The 21,532-nt window shown below is 43.7% G+C and carries 15 protein-coding genes; 14 read left to right on the top strand and 1 reads right to left on the bottom strand.

Going from position 1 to position 21,532, the window contains the following annotated elements; genetic code table 11:
- The first annotated feature begins 320 nt into the window (after positions 1–320).
- Together W7W_RS0104585 and W7W_RS0104590 are read left to right on the top strand one after the other, a co-directional pair.
- Positions 321–2,471, top strand: coding sequence for a tetratricopeptide repeat-containing sensor histidine kinase (locus W7W_RS0104585; RefSeq protein WP_010662659.1), 2,151 nt, complete (start codon positions 321–323; stop codon positions 2,469–2,471).
- On the top strand, positions 2,468–3,220 hold the full coding sequence (locus W7W_RS0104590) for a LytR/AlgR family response regulator transcription factor (protein ID WP_010662660.1): 753 nt from the start codon (positions 2,468–2,470) through the stop codon (positions 3,218–3,220). The genes W7W_RS0104585 and W7W_RS0104590 overlap by 4 nt, the downstream gene beginning before the upstream one ends.
- A gap of 183 nt (positions 3,221–3,403) precedes the next feature.
- On the opposite strand, the gene W7W_RS0104595 is transcribed toward W7W_RS0104590, so the two are convergent.
- Positions 3,404–3,658: a hypothetical protein gene (locus W7W_RS0104595; RefSeq protein ID WP_010662661.1), complete on the bottom strand. Its 255-nt coding sequence runs from the start codon at positions 3,656–3,658 to the stop codon at positions 3,404–3,406.
- 345 nt (positions 3,659–4,003) lie between these two features.
- On the opposite strand from W7W_RS0104595, the gene W7W_RS0104600 reads away from it, so the two are divergent.
- The 12 genes from W7W_RS0104600 (at position 4,004) to W7W_RS21725 (ending at position 21,284) form a co-directional block, all read left to right on the top strand.
- A complete protein-coding gene (locus W7W_RS0104600) occupies positions 4,004–5,260 on the top strand; it encodes an OmpA family protein (protein WP_010662662.1) in 1,257 nt (418 codons plus the stop codon).
- Positions 5,261–5,658: 398 nt separating this feature from the next.
- Positions 5,659–6,576 carry a hypothetical protein gene (locus W7W_RS0104605; protein WP_010662663.1) on the top strand — a complete coding sequence of 306 codons (918 nt, stop codon included), beginning with the start codon at positions 5,659–5,661 and terminating at the stop codon, positions 6,574–6,576.
- Between the two features lie 314 nt (positions 6,577–6,890).
- The gene (locus W7W_RS23970) at positions 6,891–7,187 is read left to right on the top strand and encodes a LemA family protein (protein WP_010662665.1); all 297 of its coding nucleotides are present in this window, start codon (positions 6,891–6,893) and stop codon (positions 7,185–7,187) included.
- Complete coding sequence (locus W7W_RS23975) at positions 7,187–7,447, top strand: LemA family protein (protein WP_010662666.1); 261 nt, start codon at positions 7,187–7,189, stop codon at positions 7,445–7,447. Before W7W_RS23970 ends, W7W_RS23975 begins: the two co-directional genes overlap by 1 nt.
- The gene (locus W7W_RS0104620; protein WP_010662667.1) at positions 7,444–7,905 is read left to right on the top strand and encodes a DUF3137 domain-containing protein; all 462 of its coding nucleotides are present in this window, start codon (positions 7,444–7,446) and stop codon (positions 7,903–7,905) included. The genes W7W_RS23975 and W7W_RS0104620 overlap by 4 nt, the downstream gene beginning before the upstream one ends.
- Before the next feature lie 49 nt (positions 7,906–7,954).
- A complete protein-coding gene (locus W7W_RS0104625) occupies positions 7,955–8,740 on the top strand; it encodes an ankyrin repeat domain-containing protein (protein ID WP_010662668.1) in 786 nt (261 codons plus the stop codon).
- A 124-nt stretch (positions 8,741–8,864) separates the two neighbouring features.
- Entirely contained in the window at positions 8,865–11,069 is a 2,205-nt protein-coding gene (locus W7W_RS22795; RefSeq protein WP_157202442.1) for a T9SS type A sorting domain-containing protein, read from the top strand.
- A 10-nt stretch (positions 11,070–11,079) separates the two neighbouring features.
- On the top strand, positions 11,080–11,661 hold the full coding sequence (locus W7W_RS0104640; protein WP_148660875.1) for a hypothetical protein: 582 nt from the start codon (positions 11,080–11,082) through the stop codon (positions 11,659–11,661).
- 20 nt (positions 11,662–11,681) lie between these two features.
- Positions 11,682–12,167 carry a T9SS type A sorting domain-containing protein gene (locus tag W7W_RS0104645; RefSeq protein ID WP_010662671.1) on the top strand — a complete coding sequence of 162 codons (486 nt, stop codon included), beginning with the start codon at positions 11,682–11,684 and terminating at the stop codon, positions 12,165–12,167.
- A 96-nt stretch (positions 12,168–12,263) separates the two neighbouring features.
- A complete protein-coding gene (locus W7W_RS22800) occupies positions 12,264–13,370 on the top strand; it encodes a DUF1566 domain-containing protein (RefSeq protein ID WP_010662672.1) in 1,107 nt (368 codons plus the stop codon).
- A gap of 110 nt (positions 13,371–13,480) precedes the next feature.
- The gene (locus tag W7W_RS0104655) at positions 13,481–17,872 is read left to right on the top strand and encodes an FG-GAP-like repeat-containing protein (RefSeq protein ID WP_010662673.1); all 4,392 of its coding nucleotides are present in this window, start codon (positions 13,481–13,483) and stop codon (positions 17,870–17,872) included.
- Between the two features lie 136 nt (positions 17,873–18,008).
- Complete coding sequence (locus tag W7W_RS21725; RefSeq protein WP_010662674.1) at positions 18,009–21,284, top strand: choice-of-anchor U domain-containing protein; 3,276 nt, start codon at positions 18,009–18,011, stop codon at positions 21,282–21,284.
- Positions 21,285–21,532 lie beyond the last annotated feature (248 nt).

Here is a 21,532-nt window from a genome sequence, read left to right on the forward strand (position 1 = left end):
TTGCATGAAATCAATGTTTTATGTCATTGTTTAACGGGCTATTGTTCATTGCATTAAATTTTAAATTACAATGCTAATTTAGAGTGTTATTATTCGAAATAATTGGAAAAAACGACCATGACAAAAAGAAGAAAGAGAGAATATATGATGGTGAAAAAATACCTCCGCCCCTGTTCATAAGAGATTCTCCGGTTGTCGAAAATTATGGTTTTTGATAAGTATAATGAGCTTTGAACTCCTGGCACAAAAGAAAAATGGACTTTTTTTAGCATTTTTTTTAAATTTAGAAATATTGAGATCCAAACCAATCACTTGCAACCATGACAGGAGTGTCGGTAATTGCATCTATTCTTTTAGTGGTCTTGTGCCAAGGGGTTATATCAGCCTCTCCGGTTCAGGAACCTCCCGATACGGCCGTGATCAATCAATTAACCAAAGAAGCTTACCTTATTGCCCGCCAAACCCCCGGCAAAGCCATTGCCAAGGGGCATAGAGCGCTTCAATTATTAAAGAATACTGATTATAAAAAAGGGGTAGCTGATGCCTTTCTGGCTCTGGGAATGGCTCATCTGGCAAAGTTTAATCATGCCGACAGTGCCTTGATTTATAATATTAGAGCCCTGGAGCTTTTTGAGAGTTTGGATGATATAAAAGGAAAAGCGTTGGCCTGTTACGCTTTGTCGTATGTCTATAGTTTCAGGGGTGAATTGCGGAAGTCGGAATACTACAGTGCTCTGAGTCTCGGGTATTTTAAGGAATTTGGGGATAAGCGGGGGATGATAAACGCTTACCATGCACTCTCCTATCTGGCCAAACAAAAAAATGATCTGGAGCAGGCCCTTTCGCATATAAATCATGCACTAGAAATCGCCCGGACAGTTAACGATACTACCTCTCTTGCCGATGTACTCAACAGTATGGGTAATCTCTATAAGGATATGGGACTCTTTAAAAATGCCATAGACAGTTATTTTGAGGCACTTGCCTTATGGGAAGAGATAGGAGATTCCACCGGTCTTTCCATTGCTTATGGTTCCATAGGGCTCATGTACTATTTCCAGAATGATTATGAAGAAGCACTTGAATTTAATTTTAAAAAGCTCTCTATTGTGCAGTCTAAAGGAGAGTTATGGGAGGAAAGCAAAACATACAATACGCTGGCAAACATTTTCAATGCACGGGCACAGTACGATAGTGCACTCTGTTTTATCAGGAAAAGTTTGAACCTAAGCCGGAGGATGAATTATAAAGCAGGGCTGGTGGCCGCTTATCACAACATGGCCTTTACCTTACTGATGAAATCCGAAGTGGATTCAGCATACTTCTATGGGAAAAAGGCTGTTGATCTGGCCCGCAGTATTAATGACCCGCTCCTGGATAATGCTTTGATTACTATAGGGAAGATTTACAGAGCTCAGGAAGATTACAGGGCTGCTCTGCAAAATGTTTTTGAGGCTTACCGGATGGGAAAGCAACAAAAACGACCTCTGGTGATATCTGAAGCCGCAGCTTTGATGAGCGATCTTTACAGTCTGACCGGTCGAAAAGATCTTGCCTACAATTATTTGAAAGAATTTCATCAGATCAACGATAGCATCAACAACGATGCGTTTCATAAAAAGATCACCCGCCTCGATCTTCAGTACGAATATAATAAAAAAGAGGAGGTGGCTGAGTTTTTACGGATGCAGGAACGACTTTTGCAGGAGGCCAGAATCAGCAGACAGAGGCTTTACCTGAAGGGGTTGGGGATATTGGCTTTACTGCTTGTGGTCATTTCTGCATTCTATATCCGGCACAGCAGGTTTCGTGCCCGGTATGCCCTTATGGATCTTGAACAGCGCCTGTTGAGGGCCCAGATGAATCCCCACTTTATTTTTAATGCGCTCTGCGCCGTACAAGAGTTCATTTTGGCCGGAAAACCCCGTCAGGCCAATGCATTCCTGACTAAGATTGCCCGGTTGATGCGTAACATTCTTGAACATACACGCCAGGAATATGTGCCCCTCGACCAGGAGATTGAGACACTAAAACTCTATCTGGATGTGCAACAGATGAGGTTTGAGACAACATTTGAGTACTACGTATCAGTAGATGAAGCCATCGACCCGGAGAATTTTTCGGTACCCCCTATGCTGGCACAGCCATGCGTCGAAAATTCCATTGAGCACGGTCTCCTTTCATGCAATAAAAAGGGGTATCTGAGCATTTCCTATCTGCTGAAAAATGACCTGCTGATGCTTGAGGTAACTGACAACGGGGTGGGCCGTGAACAGGCTTTACAAAAACCGGGAGGAAATATTAAAAAGGGGTCTCTTTCTACAAGCCTTACAGAAAGGCGGTTGGAACATTTCAGAAAGGCTCTGAAAGAAAAAAACATCAGCTACGAAATCATTGATCTTTACGACGGTGAAAGACCTAAAGGAACGAAGGTTGTGATGCTGCTGCCATATAAGAAGATATTTGCATGAAAGTAATAATTATTGACGACGAAATCTCAGTTCGAAACTCAATTACCGAACTCCTGAAAGAGAGCTATCCGGAAATTCGCATTATTGCTTCGGTGAGCTCTGTTTCTGAAGGCTTCAGCGCTATGCACCGGGAGCATCCCGATCTGCTCTTTCTTGATGTGGAGCTTCCTGATGGTCTTGGTTTTGAACTGCTCAAAAAAATTGATCCTATAGATTTTAAAGTGATATTTATTACAGGGCACCAGGAATATGCTCTGAATGCTATTAAAGTGAGTGCGCTCGATTATATTTTAAAACCTTTTGATTCGGATGAATTTTGCCGGGCCATGGATAAAGCGTGCCAGGTGATCGATCATGAAGAGGAGCAGTTAAAAATACTGGCTCTTCATGAAAACATGCAAAATAAAAAAGTGCTCAGGCGCATCATCCTGCCAACTGCCGATAACCTTCATGTGGTTTCCATAAGCGAGATAATACGGGCCCGGGCAGACAGTAATTATACCGTTTTTGTGCTTTCGCGAGGGGGGCAGATTATGGTGTCGCGCACCATTAAAGAGTTTGATTCATTGCTTTCGGGTTCCGGAATGATACGTGTTCACCAGTCTCATCTGGTCAACGTCAGGTACATCGATAAGTTTGTTAAACGAGACGGTGGTTACCTGCATCTTAAAGACGGCTCTGACATACCTGTATCGCAGAATCTCAAAAAGCAGGTTATTCAGGCCATCAAAGATTCCCTCTACGAGTAACCTTAAGATACCGGCTACCTGCTTTTTAATACACCCGGTGATTGATGTGTGTTAAATTGAATAGTTCCCCATTACCAGTTTTCTGTTTCAAGATCTTCCTGTGTAGTATAATCTCCTGATTTTATTTGTTTGGTCCATCACAATGATGAATACCTAATGCATAATAAACAAAAGGCTGATCTGTCAGATCCCTGGAAGGGGCGAATTCGAATACCTCTGGCCACGCAGGCACAGCCTGACGTGAGCCAGGGGGGATGATTCACCGGGCGTCATCGTGCTTTGCACTGATTGCCCGGGGTTACTCATATTTGCCCCTTTCAGGGACATACCAATTATCATTTCCTCATCAAGAATATTGCCGATTTTTTCCAGTAATGACGATTTGGATACATTCATTATCTTTTGCATCACGTTTGTTTTGGCCGTTTGTAAATCCATAATTGCCATCTTTTTATCTTCTGAAAATTAAACGATTCAAACGTTATTTTGTAATGTTTCCAACTCAAATAACTCCCCAATATCTGCATCACTCTTAACAAGGCATATTTGTCATAAATCTTACTGTTAAAATGTTGTTTATCATTTTGACAATCCCTGCCGGGCCTTTATTATCTAATCCTAAACCCCATAATTCTATTTTATATACTGCCAATACTCATTCCGGCAGGTCGCATACTCATTTACTATTTCTCTTCGTGGTTTTAGGTCGTAATTTTAAATGAAGGCTTGTTAAATAAGGCATTTTCATTTAAAACTCATTATTGTTTAGAAAAACCAAGAACCATGAAGAAGATACTGTTATTCGCAATGCTCTGCTTTCTCATTGGTGGTTTTGTAAATGTGCAATCCCAAATCAAGGATCCTGAGGAAGTGGTAAAGAAAAAAGGAACCAGCCGGACCAATAAGAAGGTTGATGATGGCATTGATAAAGGTCTGGATAAGATTGAAGAGGGTCTGGGCGGCTTGTTTGGGAAAAAGAAGAAAAAAAAGCAACCCGAAACACCCGCCGACAGTCGGTCCAATGCGCCTTCCCGAGATGTCCAAGGGGAAAGTGGCGAGCCCGTTTCTTCCCCGCAGAATCAGTCCCCTACTATGGCTTGGTCGAAATTTGATTTTGTGCCAGGCGATGTAATTATCTTTGAAGATAACCAGGAAAATGAAGAAAATGGAGAATTTCCCTCTAAATGGGACTTGAAAGAAGGCAATGTTGAAATTGCCAAATACGGGGATGATTATGTCATTAACTTTGCCACCACAAACCAATGCCTGATTACTCCTTTAATGGATGAACAGGGTGATTACCTGCCGGAGAAATTCACGCTTGAGTTTGACGCTTATTTCAGTGAGTTTTGCACTACTTACAATATATTCCTATATGATATCATCACCCAAAAACGTCCTTCATCCATGCCGTTTGTAGTTGTAAGAGCGAATCATGTTTCGGTGGAGGGGTTCGGTGGAACGGATACCGGATTAGAAAGCTCTGATTATCCCTTGTGGAAGCATATATCCATATCTTTCAATGTGCGGGCTTTGAAGGTCTATTTTGGCGAAAACAGGTTGTGCAATATCCCTAACCTTCGTGCTCAGCCTACAGGAATTACCGTTCGAAGTAGACAATGCCATGCGGGTAAACAGGCCCTGATAAAAAATATCAGAATTGCCAGGGGAAGTAAAAAGTTATATGACCGGGTAGTTACCGATGGGAAGATTGTGACTACCGGAATTCGCTTTGATTCGGGCAAAGCTACTATTAAGCCGGAATCAGAAGGGATCCTTAAGAAAATCTATAACCTGATGGCGGATCATACCGATCTTAACTTTAGTGTGGAAGGACATACCGATAACGTGGGAGAAGAGGAATTCAATATGGAACTTTCCGAAAAAAGGGCACAGTCGGTTAAAAACGAATTGGTGAAAAGGGGTATTTCTGCCGATAGGTTAACAATTAAAGGATTGGGTGAAAGTAAACCTCTTCATGCCAACAACACCCCTGAAGGCAAAGCCAATAACCGGAGGGTTGAATTCGTGAAGAAGTGAGAGCAGAGCCAAGCTTGCTTGAGCTTTGCCGAGCGCCGAACGAATGCGCGAAGCGAATCGTGAAGAAGTGAGAGCAGAGCCAAGCTTGCTTGAGCTTTGCCGAGCGCCGAACGAATGCGCGAAGCGAATCGTGAAGAAATAGGGGAGCCCCTCCAAACCTCCCCAAAGGGGAGGCTATAAAAGTAGCCGATAGTATATAACTTAACTATGCAGGAAACTTCGGTCTTCTAATAAATACCCAAATATCATGCAATAGTCCCATTGGTATTTTATTTCATTGAATGTCAGTAATATGTAGCATTAGATCATTAGGCTGTATGGCTCTGAAAATCAATAAGTTGATTTTGTTCTAAAATCTTATCCCGATGCTTCGGGAAAAATCTAGCAATCTCTTGACCATGAAAACTGCAATAACAACGTTTCTCATCCTGATCTTAGGTTTTGGCCCAGCTCAGATGCCGGGTCAGGCCCAGTTTACTGCCAACATGGTTGATGTCAGGCAAGGTACTGAAAGAAACTATTTTGTACAGTCGGATGGCACCCGGTATCGTTATGATTTTGAAGAGGGAGGCTCGAAAGGCATCGTGATAGTAGATCCCTTAGCTGAACGCACCGCCATTTTATTTCCTGAGGAAGAAAAGGTCCACTTTACCGGTCTGATGTCTTCAACGAGTTTGATGAACGATCCTTTTCAGTCATTCCGCAATATGCAGAAGAATTATACCGAAAAGAAAGTGGGAACAGAAAAATTATTGGGGTTTGATGCGGAGAAGCTGGAATTGTATGCCGATGATCAGAAAATATTCACGGCCTGGTACTCTGACAAGCTTGGGTTTTTACTCAAAATGATCAACCATATGGCTGAGAATACCTATATGGAGTTGAGAAATATTAAGGAACGGGATGTCGATGCCACTCTGTATGATATTCCGGAGGATTACGTGGAAGTTGATAAACGAATGCGACCCATAATACCGGAACCTCCACCTCCTGAATCCTGGGAAACCATAGAGGCTACCATTCCGTTAAAGGGTGATTTCAGTAGAGGTGATCAACTCACTTTCAAAGTCCCAGAGAGCAAGAACTATAAGATCATCTTGAAAAATCAGACAACCGAACCTGCTAAAATTGTAAGAATTGCCATGCGGGATGGAAAGGAGCTGTCCTTTAATGAGCAGGGGCCTCTTAGCTATAGAACCCATCGTCTGTTTAAAGATGAGTCTGTTACCAAAACCTATTCGTGGCAGTCGGGCGACGATAAAATCATTCAGGTTCATGAAGGAAAACTTCACATTGAAATTGTGCCTGAAGAGTGATGATTTATTTATGGCAGCCAGATTGTTTTTAAAGTACCTCCGGGCGGCCGGTGTCATATACGACTAAGAAATGCAACCACTCAACCGGCAAAGGTTATTTTATCCTCTGTGATGGAAGGAGAAGGACTTGCTGAGAACGAGCAAAGCCTTGTTTGTCAACGGTCTGAAAGGGTGCCTGGGGGGAGGTCCGCCTCTATGTTGTATTCCGGAGATGCCGGCGATATGGTGGTTTTAGAGGTTCATGATGGGAAAATACATATTGAAGTATGTAAGGACAAACCATGCCTGGTCAATAACCTTTAATATTTACGGATATGATATACATAATTGTAGTCGCAGTCCTTTTACTATTGTTAATTGTCGGACTTTATAATTCGCTGGTCCGCAGGAAAAACGATGTAGAAAATGCCTTTGCTTCGGTTGATGTGATGCTAAAAAAAAGGTACGATCTAATCCCTAATCTGGTTGGAACGGTAAAAAGTTACATGAAACATGAAAAAAGCCTGCTTAATGAACTTACCGAACTACGTGCCCGTGCCATTTCCGGCGAACTCCCCAATGACGAACGCATTACCCTCGAAAACAAAATAACTAAAGAATTTCAGGGGTAATGGTTGCTGTTGAAAATTATCCGGATTTAAACGCTAGCCAGAATTTCTTGCAGCTTCAGGCAGCATGGAACGAAGCCGAAGAACAAATATCTGCTGCACGCCGGAGTTTCAATGCGGCAGTTACCACTTTTAATAATAAAGTTGAAACTTTTCTTTCGAATATTATGGCGGGTATCATGGGCTATAAACGGCGAACCCTCTTCGAAATACCCGACGTGGAAAGACTAAATGTGAATGCTAAAAAATTATTTGATTCATGAATGCAACTACAAACTTTAAAGCATTTTACGATACAAAACTGCTACCCGACCTTAAAAAAGAGTTTTGCGCTTACAGAGACGACCAGGTGGAGGCACGGTACATCCTTTCGCCATCGTTAATGGAACGTATTGTTGATTTTAAACAAAAATGGGACACCAAAGTATATCTCTCGTTCCGCGACTCAAAAGTGTATATCGCCATAAAAATGAAAAAAAACCTGTTTGAAACAAGGCTTTTTAAATCTATTGTCGATTACAATTTTATTGAAGAAAATATCCGGTTTCTGATTCTGCTTACCGGCATTGTACGCGATCTGACAGCCCTCAAAGGAACAATCCGTATTGAAGACGACATGGGACTGAGAAGCATGGATATCCCTGAGGACACCACCGTGAACCAGTGGAATGACGGCACTCCGATAACCGAAATAGTGATTTTGACCAAACAATCCTTATGATGTTCAATATATTCATAATTAAGTAATTACAGACTAAAAAAATGAAATAATGAAGAAAACTAATATTATTACAAGATCTGCAATGTTATCCATGGTGTTGATCGGGCTTTTTGCCACAACAAACCTGCTCGCTCAGGAAACAGAACTTTTTGCCAAAGTCGGGGCAAATGATATTGATGCCGTGAAAGCTCTTATTGCTGCAGGTGCTGACGTTAACTATCAGCAGGATGATATGATGGGCTATACTGCCTTGGGCCTGGCTAAGGACACTGTGATGATGAAAGTCCTTATCTCCGCTGGTGCCGATATCAACCACCAGGATACTAGAACCGGGTACACCCCCCTGATGAATGCACTTAACGGTCAGAATATAAGTGTTGCCGGCTTTCTGATCAGGCAGGGGGCAGATGTTAAAATTAAGTCTAATGATGGCACTACCGCTCTTATTCTTGCCTGTGGCAGTTCTGAAAAAATAGCAAGGCAACTCATCGATAAAGGGGCAGATATTCATGCTCTGACTGACAAAGGGAATGGTGTCTTTACCCAGTGTACCAGTGTAGGCCTGAGCAGGGAAACGGTCAGCTATGAATTTGCTGAGTTCCTTCTTGCCCAGGGCGCTGATATCGATGAAGCAAATACCACAGACTATTATGGAGGATATACCCCTCTTTTCTGGGCCGTGGAACGCGGAAATGATAAAGTGGTAAGCTTTCTGGTCAAAAACGGCGCAAACGTTAATGCTGTTTCAAACAAGGGGAAAACACCCCTTTCATTAGCCACAGAAGCCGGGGCCTCAAACATTGTTGAAATATTGAAAGCTGCCGGGGCAAAGTAATATTTGCCGGCAGTTTTAATGCGTGCTTTTAAAAGCTAAATATCAAAACGATAATAAATAAGCCATGAAAAAAACCTTACTCTTTAAAGCTAAATTATCAATCGCTCTTCTTATGCGTAATTTTATGAAAAAAGCGATCTTGATTTTTCTGATCCTTATAGGCTCTTACCCCTTATTAGCCCAACCGGGCGGGGTGTGGGTCAAGAAACAATTGCCAGCTGCACTACCAGCAGATAAATATTACGCGGTAGGTGAAAACTGTCTTATTTATGTGAATAAAAATGACACGACTATATATGCTTTTGACCTTATTTCCGGTGCATGGCATGAACACGATCAACCCACGTCGTCGCCATGGGACCATCCGGCCCGGGCGTCGAAAGATATGGCCATGGTGTGTTCGGAATCCCTCGCGGTTGTTTATAGCGCCACTTCACAAACCTTCAACACTCTGGACTTTGAGGGTGAACTGATTAACAGCACCAGCAGCAGCGCAGGCACATTAACCGGGTGTTGGGAAAAATCGGCTTATTTGGTAACCGACCAATATTTTTATGTGTTTAACGCGGAGACCGGACAGTGGCAAAGTAACCCAATCAGCGGACTTGGCACCTTGGATAAAAAATATGCTTATGAGGAACCTGGTTATGTTTTAATCACACTCAACGATGAATCCGGTAATAATAAAATTATTGCCTACTGTACCGGTACAAAACAATTCTTTGAACAAAATTATTCTTTTGGCATCGGTATTGAGCGGCTGGATTATGGATTTATCGTATGGTCTCAATCCGGACTACCTGACGGGGAAAGGTTTTTCGGCTGTTACAGTGCTATTCACAACACATGGGCCGAGCATTATGAAAGTGAGTATTCTATAGTTGGCGCCAGCACCACTGTTAAGAATCTATCTCCGCGCACCGTTTTTATGTTTCGTGTTACAACAACAATTAATTATCCGGACGCTGAACACTCCTTCTACATTTACAACACTTTGTACCCGGAACCAATCGTTTTCAGTCGCACCTCAAACGATGATTATAATCTTAACACATTCTGCGTTGGAGCGCAAACTGCTGTTATTTCATTCAGGAACCGGAGCAGTAATAATCTGGAAATTCATTCATACCAATCGGATACCCATACAATGAACCCATGCATAGTGTCCCAACTGCATGTTGAACAAGATTTTGGCTGGCAGAGTTGCGGTGGGAAAATTTACCTGGGCCATGATTTTGACTATTCAATGGGTGGCTATCCCAATGAACAGTTCACGGGTTATGCTGCTATGCCGGCGGATTATGAGAATACTTACAAATGGAACCGAAATATCGAGCCCCGTGACGATTGGGGAATTATGTTGTTCGAAAACAACGACGCTGATACGGCATACGTTTACAGCTATAATATGGCCAGCGCAGAGACCCTCACTCATTTTAACACCGAATGGGGAAATTATTCATTTCTAAAAATGGGGTATAACAATAATGTGGCTGCTCTTTTAGCGAATACTGACACCGGGTATAAGATGTATTTTTATTCGCCTGTTTTTGATGCCTGGACAGAAAAAGCCTCCGGGCCCCAAAGTCCGTATCTTAAGCTTAGTGGCGATTTTATTTACTATCTCGAACCAAACAGTAAGCTGATATCCATTTTTAATGGCGCAACCAATCAGGAACTGGATTTACCGTATGGACGCACCACAACAGACCTTTACACCAGCTCGGGAGAAAATTTCCTTATTGCTTACACTACTGATAATAAATATGTAGCATATAGCGCGATTACCGGAACCAGCAGTGAGTTTGTAACCGATCGTCGTATGCTTTATGGCGATCATAGTATTTGCTTTGCTAAGAATGTCACGGGTATTTGGGCTTATAATGCCATATCCGATGCCTTTGTTCAACAAGCCCTCACGGAGGATCATGGTGCGGCGGCTTTATTTAGTCCCGGAGATAAAACGGCATTGGTGATGACAACAAAGGGGTACCTGTTTGCTTTTGATCCATACAGGGACATTGGTACTTCTGTAGAAGATAATATCCGGGAAACGGATTCACCTGCTGGTTTTAAGCTGGATCAGAACTATCCCAATCCATTCCATACAGTAACCTCTATTAGTTTTTTTCTTCCTGTACCCGAACAGGTAAAGTTAGATATATTTAATTCACAAGGGCGTCAGATACGCACTTTAATAAATAAAGAATTAGTAGCAGGTCAACATGTAATTGAGGTTGATAGTGAAGGGATGGCCGGGGGTATATATTTCTACAAATTAACTGCCGGAAATTTTCAGCAGAGTAAAAAAATGTTGTTACTCAAATAAATACAATGCCATGAAAAAACTAATCCTTTTTGTTTTAGCTAGTCTGTCAGGACTATCCTTATCCGCCCAATTCACAGGTAAAATGAACTTTACCTCCATGGGTGAAACCCGGTCTTTCACAGTCCATTCGGCCGATACAGGTTACCGTTACGATTTTGATGAGGACGGGCAGAAGGGAGCCGTCATTGTAAAAAATGGCTCCGGAGAGGTCATTATACTCATGCCACAACAGAAAATGGCTATGAAAAGCCCGTCGGACAGTCCGATGAGCATGTCAAACGATCCATTGAAATCAATGGAGTATTATCAGAAAAGCGGTATTATGAAAGAAGAAGGTAAGGAAATGGTTAACGGTGTACCGTGTACCAAATCAACACTCTACAATGCTGAGAATCCGTCCCAAAAGCTTTTCACCCTGTGGGTTTCCAATGAATACAAGTTTCCCATGAAGATGCTAAACCATATTGATGGCAATGAGAACTCAGGGATGGAGATGAGCGGGGTGGAACCCTGGACTCCCGTCTCGCAATTTTTTGAAATACCTGCTGACTACCAGGTGATGGAGATGCCTGTAATGCCGGGGGGAGACTGAACCATTAAAACCAAGAAAAAATGAAACACAGAAAAGTTATGTTAAGTATTTTGTTGTTAGCTATTTGCATCTCAATACAAGCACAACAATTAGTTACCGCCACCGGCGGGAATGCTTCAGGATCAGGAGGCACGGTGAGTTATTCTATCGGACAAGTTGTTTATCATTCCCATACAGGAACAAATGGGTCGGTGTTAGAGGGCATACAACAACCTTATGAAATTTCGGTATTAACAGTACTTGAAGAAGCTGAAGGCATAAACCTTTTGGTCTTGGTTTATCCCAACCCAACAACCGATTTTCTACAACTAAAGGTTGAAAGTGATAATTTAAACGATTTGACCTATCAGCTTTTGAATATGCAGGGAAAATTGTTAGAGAACGAGCAAATCACCGGTAATCAAACAAGCATTGCTATGAGTAATCTTGCACAGGGAACCTATTTTGTGAAGATAATTCAAGGCAGCAGAGTAATAAAAACCTTTAAAGTGGTAAAAACTGAATAAAGCAGTATTTTATTTTAAAAACTCCTGTTCTGACAATTCCGGACACCAACATCCGAAACAAGGAAGATTGAAGTTGAATTTAAATAATAGCGAACCATGAAAAACTTATTCACAATCTTAGTAATCTTATTCTTAGCGGTTTTTGCCGGAGCTCAATCGCCCGAAAAAATGAGCTACCAGGCGGTAATTCGCGATGCAAGTAATAATTTAGTTACCAACCAATTGATTGGAATGCAAATTAGTATTTTGCAAGGCTCCGTGTTTGGCACTTATGTTTATGTAGAAACCCAAAGCCCCTATACCAATGCCAATGGTCTTGTAACTATTGAAATTGGAGATGGAACCATTGAAAGCGGCGACTTTTCAGCCATCGACTGGACAAATGGACCTTACTTTTTAAAAACTGAAATTGACCCGGCGGGCGGAACAAACTACGCTATAACCGGCACAAGCCAATTGCTAAGCGTTCCTTATGCTTTACACGCAAAGACGGCTGAATCCTTAAGCGGACTCATAGCCGAAAGTGATCCTTTTTATTCAGGTAGTGAGGCAGCTAACATTACAGCAACCGACATTACCAATTTGGATAACCTTTCAGGCACAAACACCGGCGACCAGGACTTAAGTGACTTGGCCACAAAGTCAGCTTTAGGCGATTCAATAGCACGGTTGCGCAGGACAATTCCGGAAACATATTCTATAGGTGACTATGCCCAGGGTGGTATTGTATTTTATGTTGATAAAACAGGCCGACATGGTTTGGTTGTGACTAAAGAGGATCAGTCTGCGGGTGTAAGATGGTATGCCGGAACTTACGGCAAAACCCAAGCCAAGGGAGATGGTTTGTATTCAGGTGTAGCCAATACAACAATTATTCTTGCAGCACAAGCTGTTATTGGTGATGATGACAGTCCTTATGCAGCGCTTATTTGTAATCAATTACGAACCGTCGAAAACAATGAATCCTATGGCGATTGGTATCTGCCGTCGAGAGGGGAATTGACCATGATGTACCTGGAAAAATCAACAATTAATGCGACTGCCATAGCAAATGGAGGCAATGCACTTGCTGATGCCTATTATTGGTGTTCTAACGAGCTGAATAATTACCTCTTCGCTTGGAGAGTGGCTTTAACTAATGGAAACATGATGGTCACTGATAAGGCTCACTCAGGCAGAGTTCGTGCGGTTCGTGCGTTTTAACTATTTTTCTGCTTAATAAAATAATCTCGAATCGGTCTATTTTGGAAGAATTATGCTTTTACATTACGAATCTCAGGTTTTTAAGGATGTTTATACTAAAAACCAATGCCATGAAAACAATCTCTACAACAACCCAAACAAGGAAGCTCTATCAGAGGCTTCAGTTAATGATGTTGTTCTTTGTGCTTGCCACCAGTACGGTATTTAGCCAGCTCTCAGGAACCTACAACATAGGTGATGCCCAGGACTACCCTGATGTTCAATCGGCCGTAACTGACCTGAATACCAATGGTGTGAGTGGGCCGGTGACCTTTAATATCTTGCCCGGAACATACGATGTTCATGTGACCATCAACCACATTACAGGGAGCAGTGCAACCAACACGGTAACTTATCAGTCGTCCACACAGGATTCTACCGATGTTATACTCGAGTATGATGCAGTGGGGCTGGACGATAACTGGATCTTCCTGCTCGACGGTCCCGATCACCTCAGCTTTAAGCACCTTACTTTTAGAGCCAAAGGGGAAAACTTCTATAACACCATTATCCTATTCGATGGATTTTCATCCTATGTAACCTTCAGCAATAATGCATTTTACGGACAATATTCAGGAGGAGGGGCCACGGCCCGGGAGACAATTATCCGGGCCGATGTAGAAAACTTCAACAATGAGTTCTTCGGCTACCTTAATTTCACCCACAACTATTTTCTTAAAGGGAGTTATGGCCTTTATCTTGAAGGACTTAACGACCATCATTTGCCAGGTACCCTGGTGGATAACAATACCTTTGAGGAGACCGGCTATTGTTCTACCTATTGTAATTTTAATTATGCACCAATAATCACATATAATAACATGGAAGCTGGCTCTTATGGTTTGCGGGTTAGCGGAGATTATGGAGGGGGCACTTATTCCGGGAATAAAATAAATTCAGAGAACTGGGGGATGGAAATACGACGGCTTGGTGACGAGGGGGGCCGTGCACTGATCGCCAATAATTTCGTAACCATTGGAGAGAATGGGAATCAGGGCATTTCCATTGGAAACTCTGTTTTTACCGATGTCTTGAATAACTCTGTTTATGTGCTTAGCAAAAGCTTTCAGGCTTCTGCATTTCATGCGGCCGGAGGGGTCAATAGTTTTCCTACGGTAACTGTTAAAAACAATAACTTTTCTTGTGAGGATAAGGCTTATGCTGTTGAGGTGCTCACCGAGAATGTAATTGGTGAGATGAGCAACAACAACCTCTATACCGCTGGAAATTACATCGCCAACTGGGCTCAAAACAAGGTGTTTGATATCAACGAACTTCAGGATCTAACCGGGTTGAATCAAAATTCTCTCTCGGTATATCCTCATTATCTTTCTGAACGCGACTTACACACCATCGCACCCTGGTTGGATGGGAAAGGGACGATACTGTCTCTGGTCACCGACGATATCGATGGCGAAATCCGCTCAGGCACACCCGACATCGGGGCGGATGAGTTCACGCCTGCACCTGTCAGTACCATACCTTTGGACGGAGCTTCCGAATATACCATTGGTTCTGGCGGCACCTATCCCGATTTTGAAACGGCCATGGCCGATGCATTGCTCCGGGGAATATCGGCGTCTGTAACGTTCGGCTTCCTCGAAGGCACCTATGACGATCAGTTCGTTATGAAGAGTATTCCGGGATCCAGCGATTTGAACCGGGTAACTATCCAGTCGGCAACGGCCAATGAGGATACCGCGCTTTTGACTTATTCCGCTCAGGGGCTGGATGATAATTTCGTATTCTGGCTTCACGGGGCCGATTTCGTTACCCTGAAAAACCTGAAACTTTCTGCCGAAGGAACTCAATATGGAAGAGTGGTTAATCTTTATCAGGGAGCAGACAGCATCATTGTTGAAAATTGCTGGTTAGCGTCTACACGCAATACCAATGCAACCGGGAATATCGTTGGCATTTTTTCCGGTGATTCGGATTTCAGAAGCCGGATAATCAGAAACAATCATATCCGGGGTTCTGCTTTTGGCCTCTACATGCGGCGCGACCAGAATAATTTTCTTTATCCCACTGGCACCATTATTCAGGATAATGATTTCATCAATGTTGGCTACTCCGCGATGTATCTTCAATTTTACGAGAGCCCGCAGATTAATGGCAATATCATTGAATCCAACACAAAAGGAATTCAGGCTTTAAGTTGCAGCAACGATTTAAGGATACTGAAGAATAAGATCAATGTCAATGGAGATGGTGTTACATTATCGACATGCTATGGCACTGAAGAGCACAAGGGTTTGATAGCCAATAATTTTATTCATTGTGGCGGGGCTTCCGGTGTAGATGGAATATACATCAACAATTCACCCTGGCAGTTGATTTTTAACAACAGCGTGAATGTGACCAGTCCCAATTCCAACAGCCGGCCTCTGTATATCACTTCGGGAGGATCAACCAGTGCTACCCTCTTTAATAACATCTTTTCTAATATCGGAGGAGGTCGGGCCATCTATATCACAACGCCTTCCACTGTGTTCAATTCTGATTACAATGCCTATTACGTTACCGATGACAACCTTGCTTACTGGGGTGAAAATGTGGTTACCCTGGAAGATTTGCAGCCACTGAATTCAATGGATGCGCATTCGATTTTTGGCGATCCACACTTTTTCTCTGATTCTGATCTGCATGCCAACGCTCAAATCCTGGACAGTGCCGCGGTCTCCCTGGCTGCTGTGCCCGATGACATTGATGGGGAGCCGCGCGACCTGACCTATCCCGATATCGGGGCCGATGAGTTTGTAAAAACGGAAGATTTTACGCTTTTAGCTACCAACCTGCCAGGTTTGTCTCATGGGGCCATCAAGTGGGGTGATTACGACAACGACGGTGACATGGATCTGCTTCAAACTGGGTGGATTGGGGACACCGATCAGTTCAGGACAAAGATTATTACCAATACAGGGGCCGGCTTTGAAGATTCGGGAATTGCCCTGACCGGACTCTCCGGCAGTACCTCTTGCTCGGCCGACTGGATAGATATGGACAACGACAACGACCTGGACATCATCGCTACCGGACGCCTGGATGGGGATGAGCAAAATAAAAAGACGGTACTCTACCGGAACGATGAGGGTGGATTCTCCTTGCTTGAAGAGACCGGTATCGAAGATGTGAGTTCTTCATGTGTGAAGTGGGCCGACATGGACCGGGATGGCACATACGATCTTCTGCTTTCCGGAAGGGGCGCCACACGCGATTATAATCAAATTTACCTGAACAGCGGGGGCAGCTTCACGGCTTCACCTTTCTTCCTCGGCCCCACCCAGGGTGGCGAAACCAGCCTGGTGGATATCGACAAGGATGGGGACGTGGATATATTTACCTGCGGTTCCAACTTTAATCCTTGTGCGTTCCACATCAATAATGGGGATGTAACCTTTACCAAAATGGATACGGAGATACCCGAAATGACCAATGCCTCGGTCGATTGGGTCGATATGGACAACGATGGTGACCTGGATGTGGCCGTCATGGGTAAAATAGAAAACGACCCCGTGCTTCGGATTTATCGCAACGAAGGCATGCCAACTAATGGCGGAACCTGGTTCAGTCTTGTGGACAATTTTACGGGTACCGAAAGTGGCGACCTGGCTTGGGCCGACTACGACAATGATGGGGATGTGGATTTGGTCGTGACCGGCAACCACGCTGGTTATCAGCCAAGTACTATTATCCTTGTAAACGATCAGGGCAGTTTTGCCGAAGCCGGTTACAACCTGGTGCCACTTGGACGCAGTGCCCTGGATTGGGGTGACTTTGACAACGATGGCGACCTTGACCTGGCCTTACAGGGCTATAGTGCCGGTGAGACTGTGACAGCTATCTATCGCAACGATCGCGAGACTATGAATACACCGCCCCTCGCACCGGGTCAATTGCAGGCCGTTATGGATGGAGATACCCTTGTTTTTAGCTGGGATATGGCTCAGGATGAGGAAACCCCTCCATATGGGTTGTATTATAACGTCTTTGTATTCACAGCAGCTAGTGGCCCTTCTGTGCTTTCGCCTATGTCGGATGATGACTTTTTGAAAAAAACTTTCACAGGCAATGCCGGAAACCGTAACACTTTGAAACTGGCCGGCCCTGTTTCGGCTACCTATTTTTGGAGTGTGCAGACCATTGATCAGGGCTTTACCGCATCGCTCTTTGCCGATTTTGAGCAGGTGGTGGTCACAGCGATCCCGGAAGAGGAGAAAGCATCAGGCTTATCGATTTATCCCAATCCTTCCCTCGGCAGAGTATGGATACGGAGTGCTGAGGCAGGCCATTATCAAATCAGGATACTGGATGTTGCCGGGCGTGTAGTGCTTTCCGAACAGACAAACCTTAACCGGGAGGAGAATCATCTCATTAACCTAAGCGACATGAAAGCGGGTGTTTACATTCTGGAGATCGCAATGGGAGATCGATCCATAAGGGAGAAACTGATCATTAAATGATAAAAAACTTTGCTTGCCCGGGGCGTGGCTTTATGCCGTTCCCGGGTCATCATTCAAGTTGCAACCCCTTAGTCGCTGCCATCGCATGGCTGAGATTCAACTTTTACCACTTTACCGAATACTAAAGTATACAACCATGAAAAATCAATACTTATTTCTACTACTTACCGGCTTTTGGATTACCACTTTTATTCCATTACAAGAGCTAAGAGGACAATATGTCGAATTTGTCCAGATTACCGATGACGCCAACATTCAGACCCTTCCTGCCATCGATGGGAATTACATCGTGTGGGAAGACTACCGAAACGGCCCCAATGGCGATATATATTTATACAACCGTTCAGACGGCACCGAAATCGCTTTGACTTCCGATATTGCAGTGTCAAGCACGAATCCTGCTATATCGGGCAACCGTGTCGTTTGGTCAGAGAAGGGAGAGATTTATATTTATGATATCAACACCCCCCAAATCGATCCGCATCCATTATTGGTTTGGGCGGGGACAGAAAAGAGTCTCGCCATACATGGGGATGTACTGGTTGGTTCTCATACGGCATGGACAGAGCCCAGGACCTGGAATGTTTTTATGTATGACTTTACTACGGGCCAACTAACCCTGCTTACAGATGATGACAATGGGGACCAGGAAAACCCCGACGTGTATGGAGATTATGTTGTCTGGCAAGATCAACGTTCCGGCGATTGGGATATTTACATGTATCACATCCCCACCGGTACGGAGACACAACTGACCGATGACCCCGCCGATCAAACAGAGCCGGCTGTTTACGGAAAGCGCGTGGTGTGGCAGGACACGCGTAACGGCGATTACGATATCTACATGCACCATATGACTTTCGGGTTGGGCACAGTGTTCGAAAATTTTGACTGGGCATTATGGAACCTGGGGCAGTATAATAGCGATGATCAAATGCACCCCGATATTTACGGAGATCATGTGGTTTGGCAGGATGACAGGAACGGAGACTGGGATTTGTACCTGTTTACCTTTATAAACGATATCGCAGGTAACTTTACAAGAATGTTCGATGTGGAGCACGACCAGACCTATCCGGGCATATACGATAAGTTTGTGGCTTTTAAGGATAGTCGCGACTATGATGGCGGAGCCGATATATGGCAATGGGAAATGCCTCCGGGATGCGATTTGTCTTTGGTTGTTGAAGATGAGCCAGACCCGGTTGCCACCGGCAATGAACTGGTTTATACCGTGTATGTGAAAAACATTGGCGAACAGGAAGCTGATGATGTGTTGGTAACATGTACTTTGCCCGCAGGTGTTGATTATATATATGCTTACAATAGTACAGGTAATGGTGCATCCCGTGTCGACGACGAAGTGTTTTGCGACCTGGGTACAATGGGATACAATGATGTTGATACGGTTAAAGTGTACGTTACACCATTGGATGAAGGCAGCCCCATGTTTACCGCTCTGGTTGAAACAAGTGATGACGACATCAACCAGGAAAACAATACCCAATCTATCAGTACCGAAGTGATCCTGGCATTTCCTGACGAGAACGAAACAGGAACTGTTCCTGATTATTCCTATGGAGAGGTTCTTACTATGTGGGGAACCGTTACCGATGAGGGAGTTGCAAACCCCGGACCTCGCGGTGGTTATTCCGAAAGTGAAGAAGAAAGTCCTTCCGGGGTGTTTTTAGCCAACGGGGAACGCTGGTGGGGTTATCCTGAAGCTCTCCTTTTAATATGTAATGGGTTTCCGGCTTTTAATTATCCGGGTTTTCATGGAGTATGGGATATGTCTCATCTGGCTTGTTCCAGTGGCATCCTGGGGCATATGGCTGCCTGGGGAGGAGTAGTTATTGAGCCGGAAGAAAGAATGATACGATGTTTGGGCGGGGCTATTAATCAGGATGATGGGCCTACGAATCAGTATTGTGTTCCCAATCCATTTGGCTCGGGGGAAATATGTTATGGTATTCCTTCACAATGGGGATATTTGAAGTCTTATGGTTATCTGCGTAAAGTTGTCAAGGTTCAATCAACGGGGGTATTGTTGGATGGCGATCCTGTAAATATTTCTGCGAGCCTTACATCGCAAGGTGTCTATGACGGAGATGGGACAATTATAAGTGGAGCTACGCTTTTCCTGAATAAAATATCTGAAACTCCGGGGCATCAATGGGGATTGGGCAGGGATTACCTGACTTCAGGCAATGTGGCAGATATAGCCGGCACTCCTGAGATGCTGAATAATATGCTTGGCTACATCACTTATATGGGGTTGAACACTACCGAAAATACCAGCGGAACAGTTGCCATTGGCGATACGATTGTTGTTGAGATAGCGTTCGATAACACCGTAACTCAAGAAAACCCAGGCGACAGAGTCCCGGGTAGCGAATCAGAAGGCTGGGTGGGAGAAAGACCGGATGATTTATTTTCCGACATAGCTTATACCAGAACCGACTCGGTTAGAAATCTAATAAAAAACAATGGGAATAGCCTTACTTACAATTTAACGAGTGAAACACCGGGTGCTGCTCTTATACCATTAGCACAAGCCGGTCCAAACCAGGATACGGATAATGACGGGATTATTGATGCCCGCGAAAAAGGGCCTGATGTTAACGAGAACGACTATGATGGTAATGTCGATGGCTTACCTGACTATGAGCAAGCTAATGTCGCTTCATTTCATACTTTTGATGGTGAGAATTATGTAACTTTGGTAGTGCCGGAGGATACAGAACTTTCGCAAGTAGTGGTAACCGATAATCCTTCGCCTGGCGACAGCCCTGAAGATGCCGAATTTCCTTTCGGTTTCTTCGACTTTTCTATTGATGGGCTCGACCTTGGGGAGGCTGTTACGGTTACATTGTATCTGCATGGTGGCGAAACCGTTGATAATTATTTTAAGTATGGTTATACGCCCGACAATAATGAACTGCATTGGTACGAGTTTATGTATGATGGCGAAACCGGTGCAGAGATCAGTGGTGATGTAATTACCCTGCATTTTGTCGATGGACTTCGCGGTGATGAGGATATTACGGTAAATGGTTCGATAAAAGAGCCGGGTGGTCCAATGAAAGATGTGTCAACAGGAGTTGAGGAAGTCGCTGAGCCTGGTGCATTTATCCTGGAACAGAACTATCCAAATCCTTTTACCGGGCAAACAAAAATAGGTTATCAACTAAACAGTCCGGCCAGGGTTATCATAAGTGTTTTTAACCTTTCAGGGGAAAAGGTTAAAATATTGGTTAGCCAGAATATGCCACAAGGAAAACATGAAATCTTTTGGGATGGAAGGGATAATTCGGGCAAAAGCCTTAACAGCGGGATATATTTCTATCAAATGGAAGTGATTTCAGAGAACGGAGGTACTTCGAAAATGAAAAAGATGGTGCTTTTGCAGTAGGTTGCAGATTATTTTAACTCTGGTGTCATGGGACGCATAAAATAACGTACGAAGTATGACCGATTTTCGGTTTTTCTTCATGATAAAAGGAGCGCAGGTGCAAGGCAGAAGACAGGAGTAGCTCGAAGCTCGAAGTTTGAAAACTCCATTTTGCAACACACCCAAAGAACTAACGAAATGCTGATTTTGAATTTGTTGCCGTTTTTATTAGATAAAGCTTAGGTAGCTTTGGCTATGCTCACTTTCTC

Origin of the sequence: Marinilabilia salmonicolor JCM 21150, assembly GCF_000259075.1 — a bacterium.
Taxonomy (GTDB): domain Bacteria; phylum Bacteroidota; class Bacteroidia; order Bacteroidales; family Marinilabiliaceae; genus Marinilabilia; species Marinilabilia salmonicolor.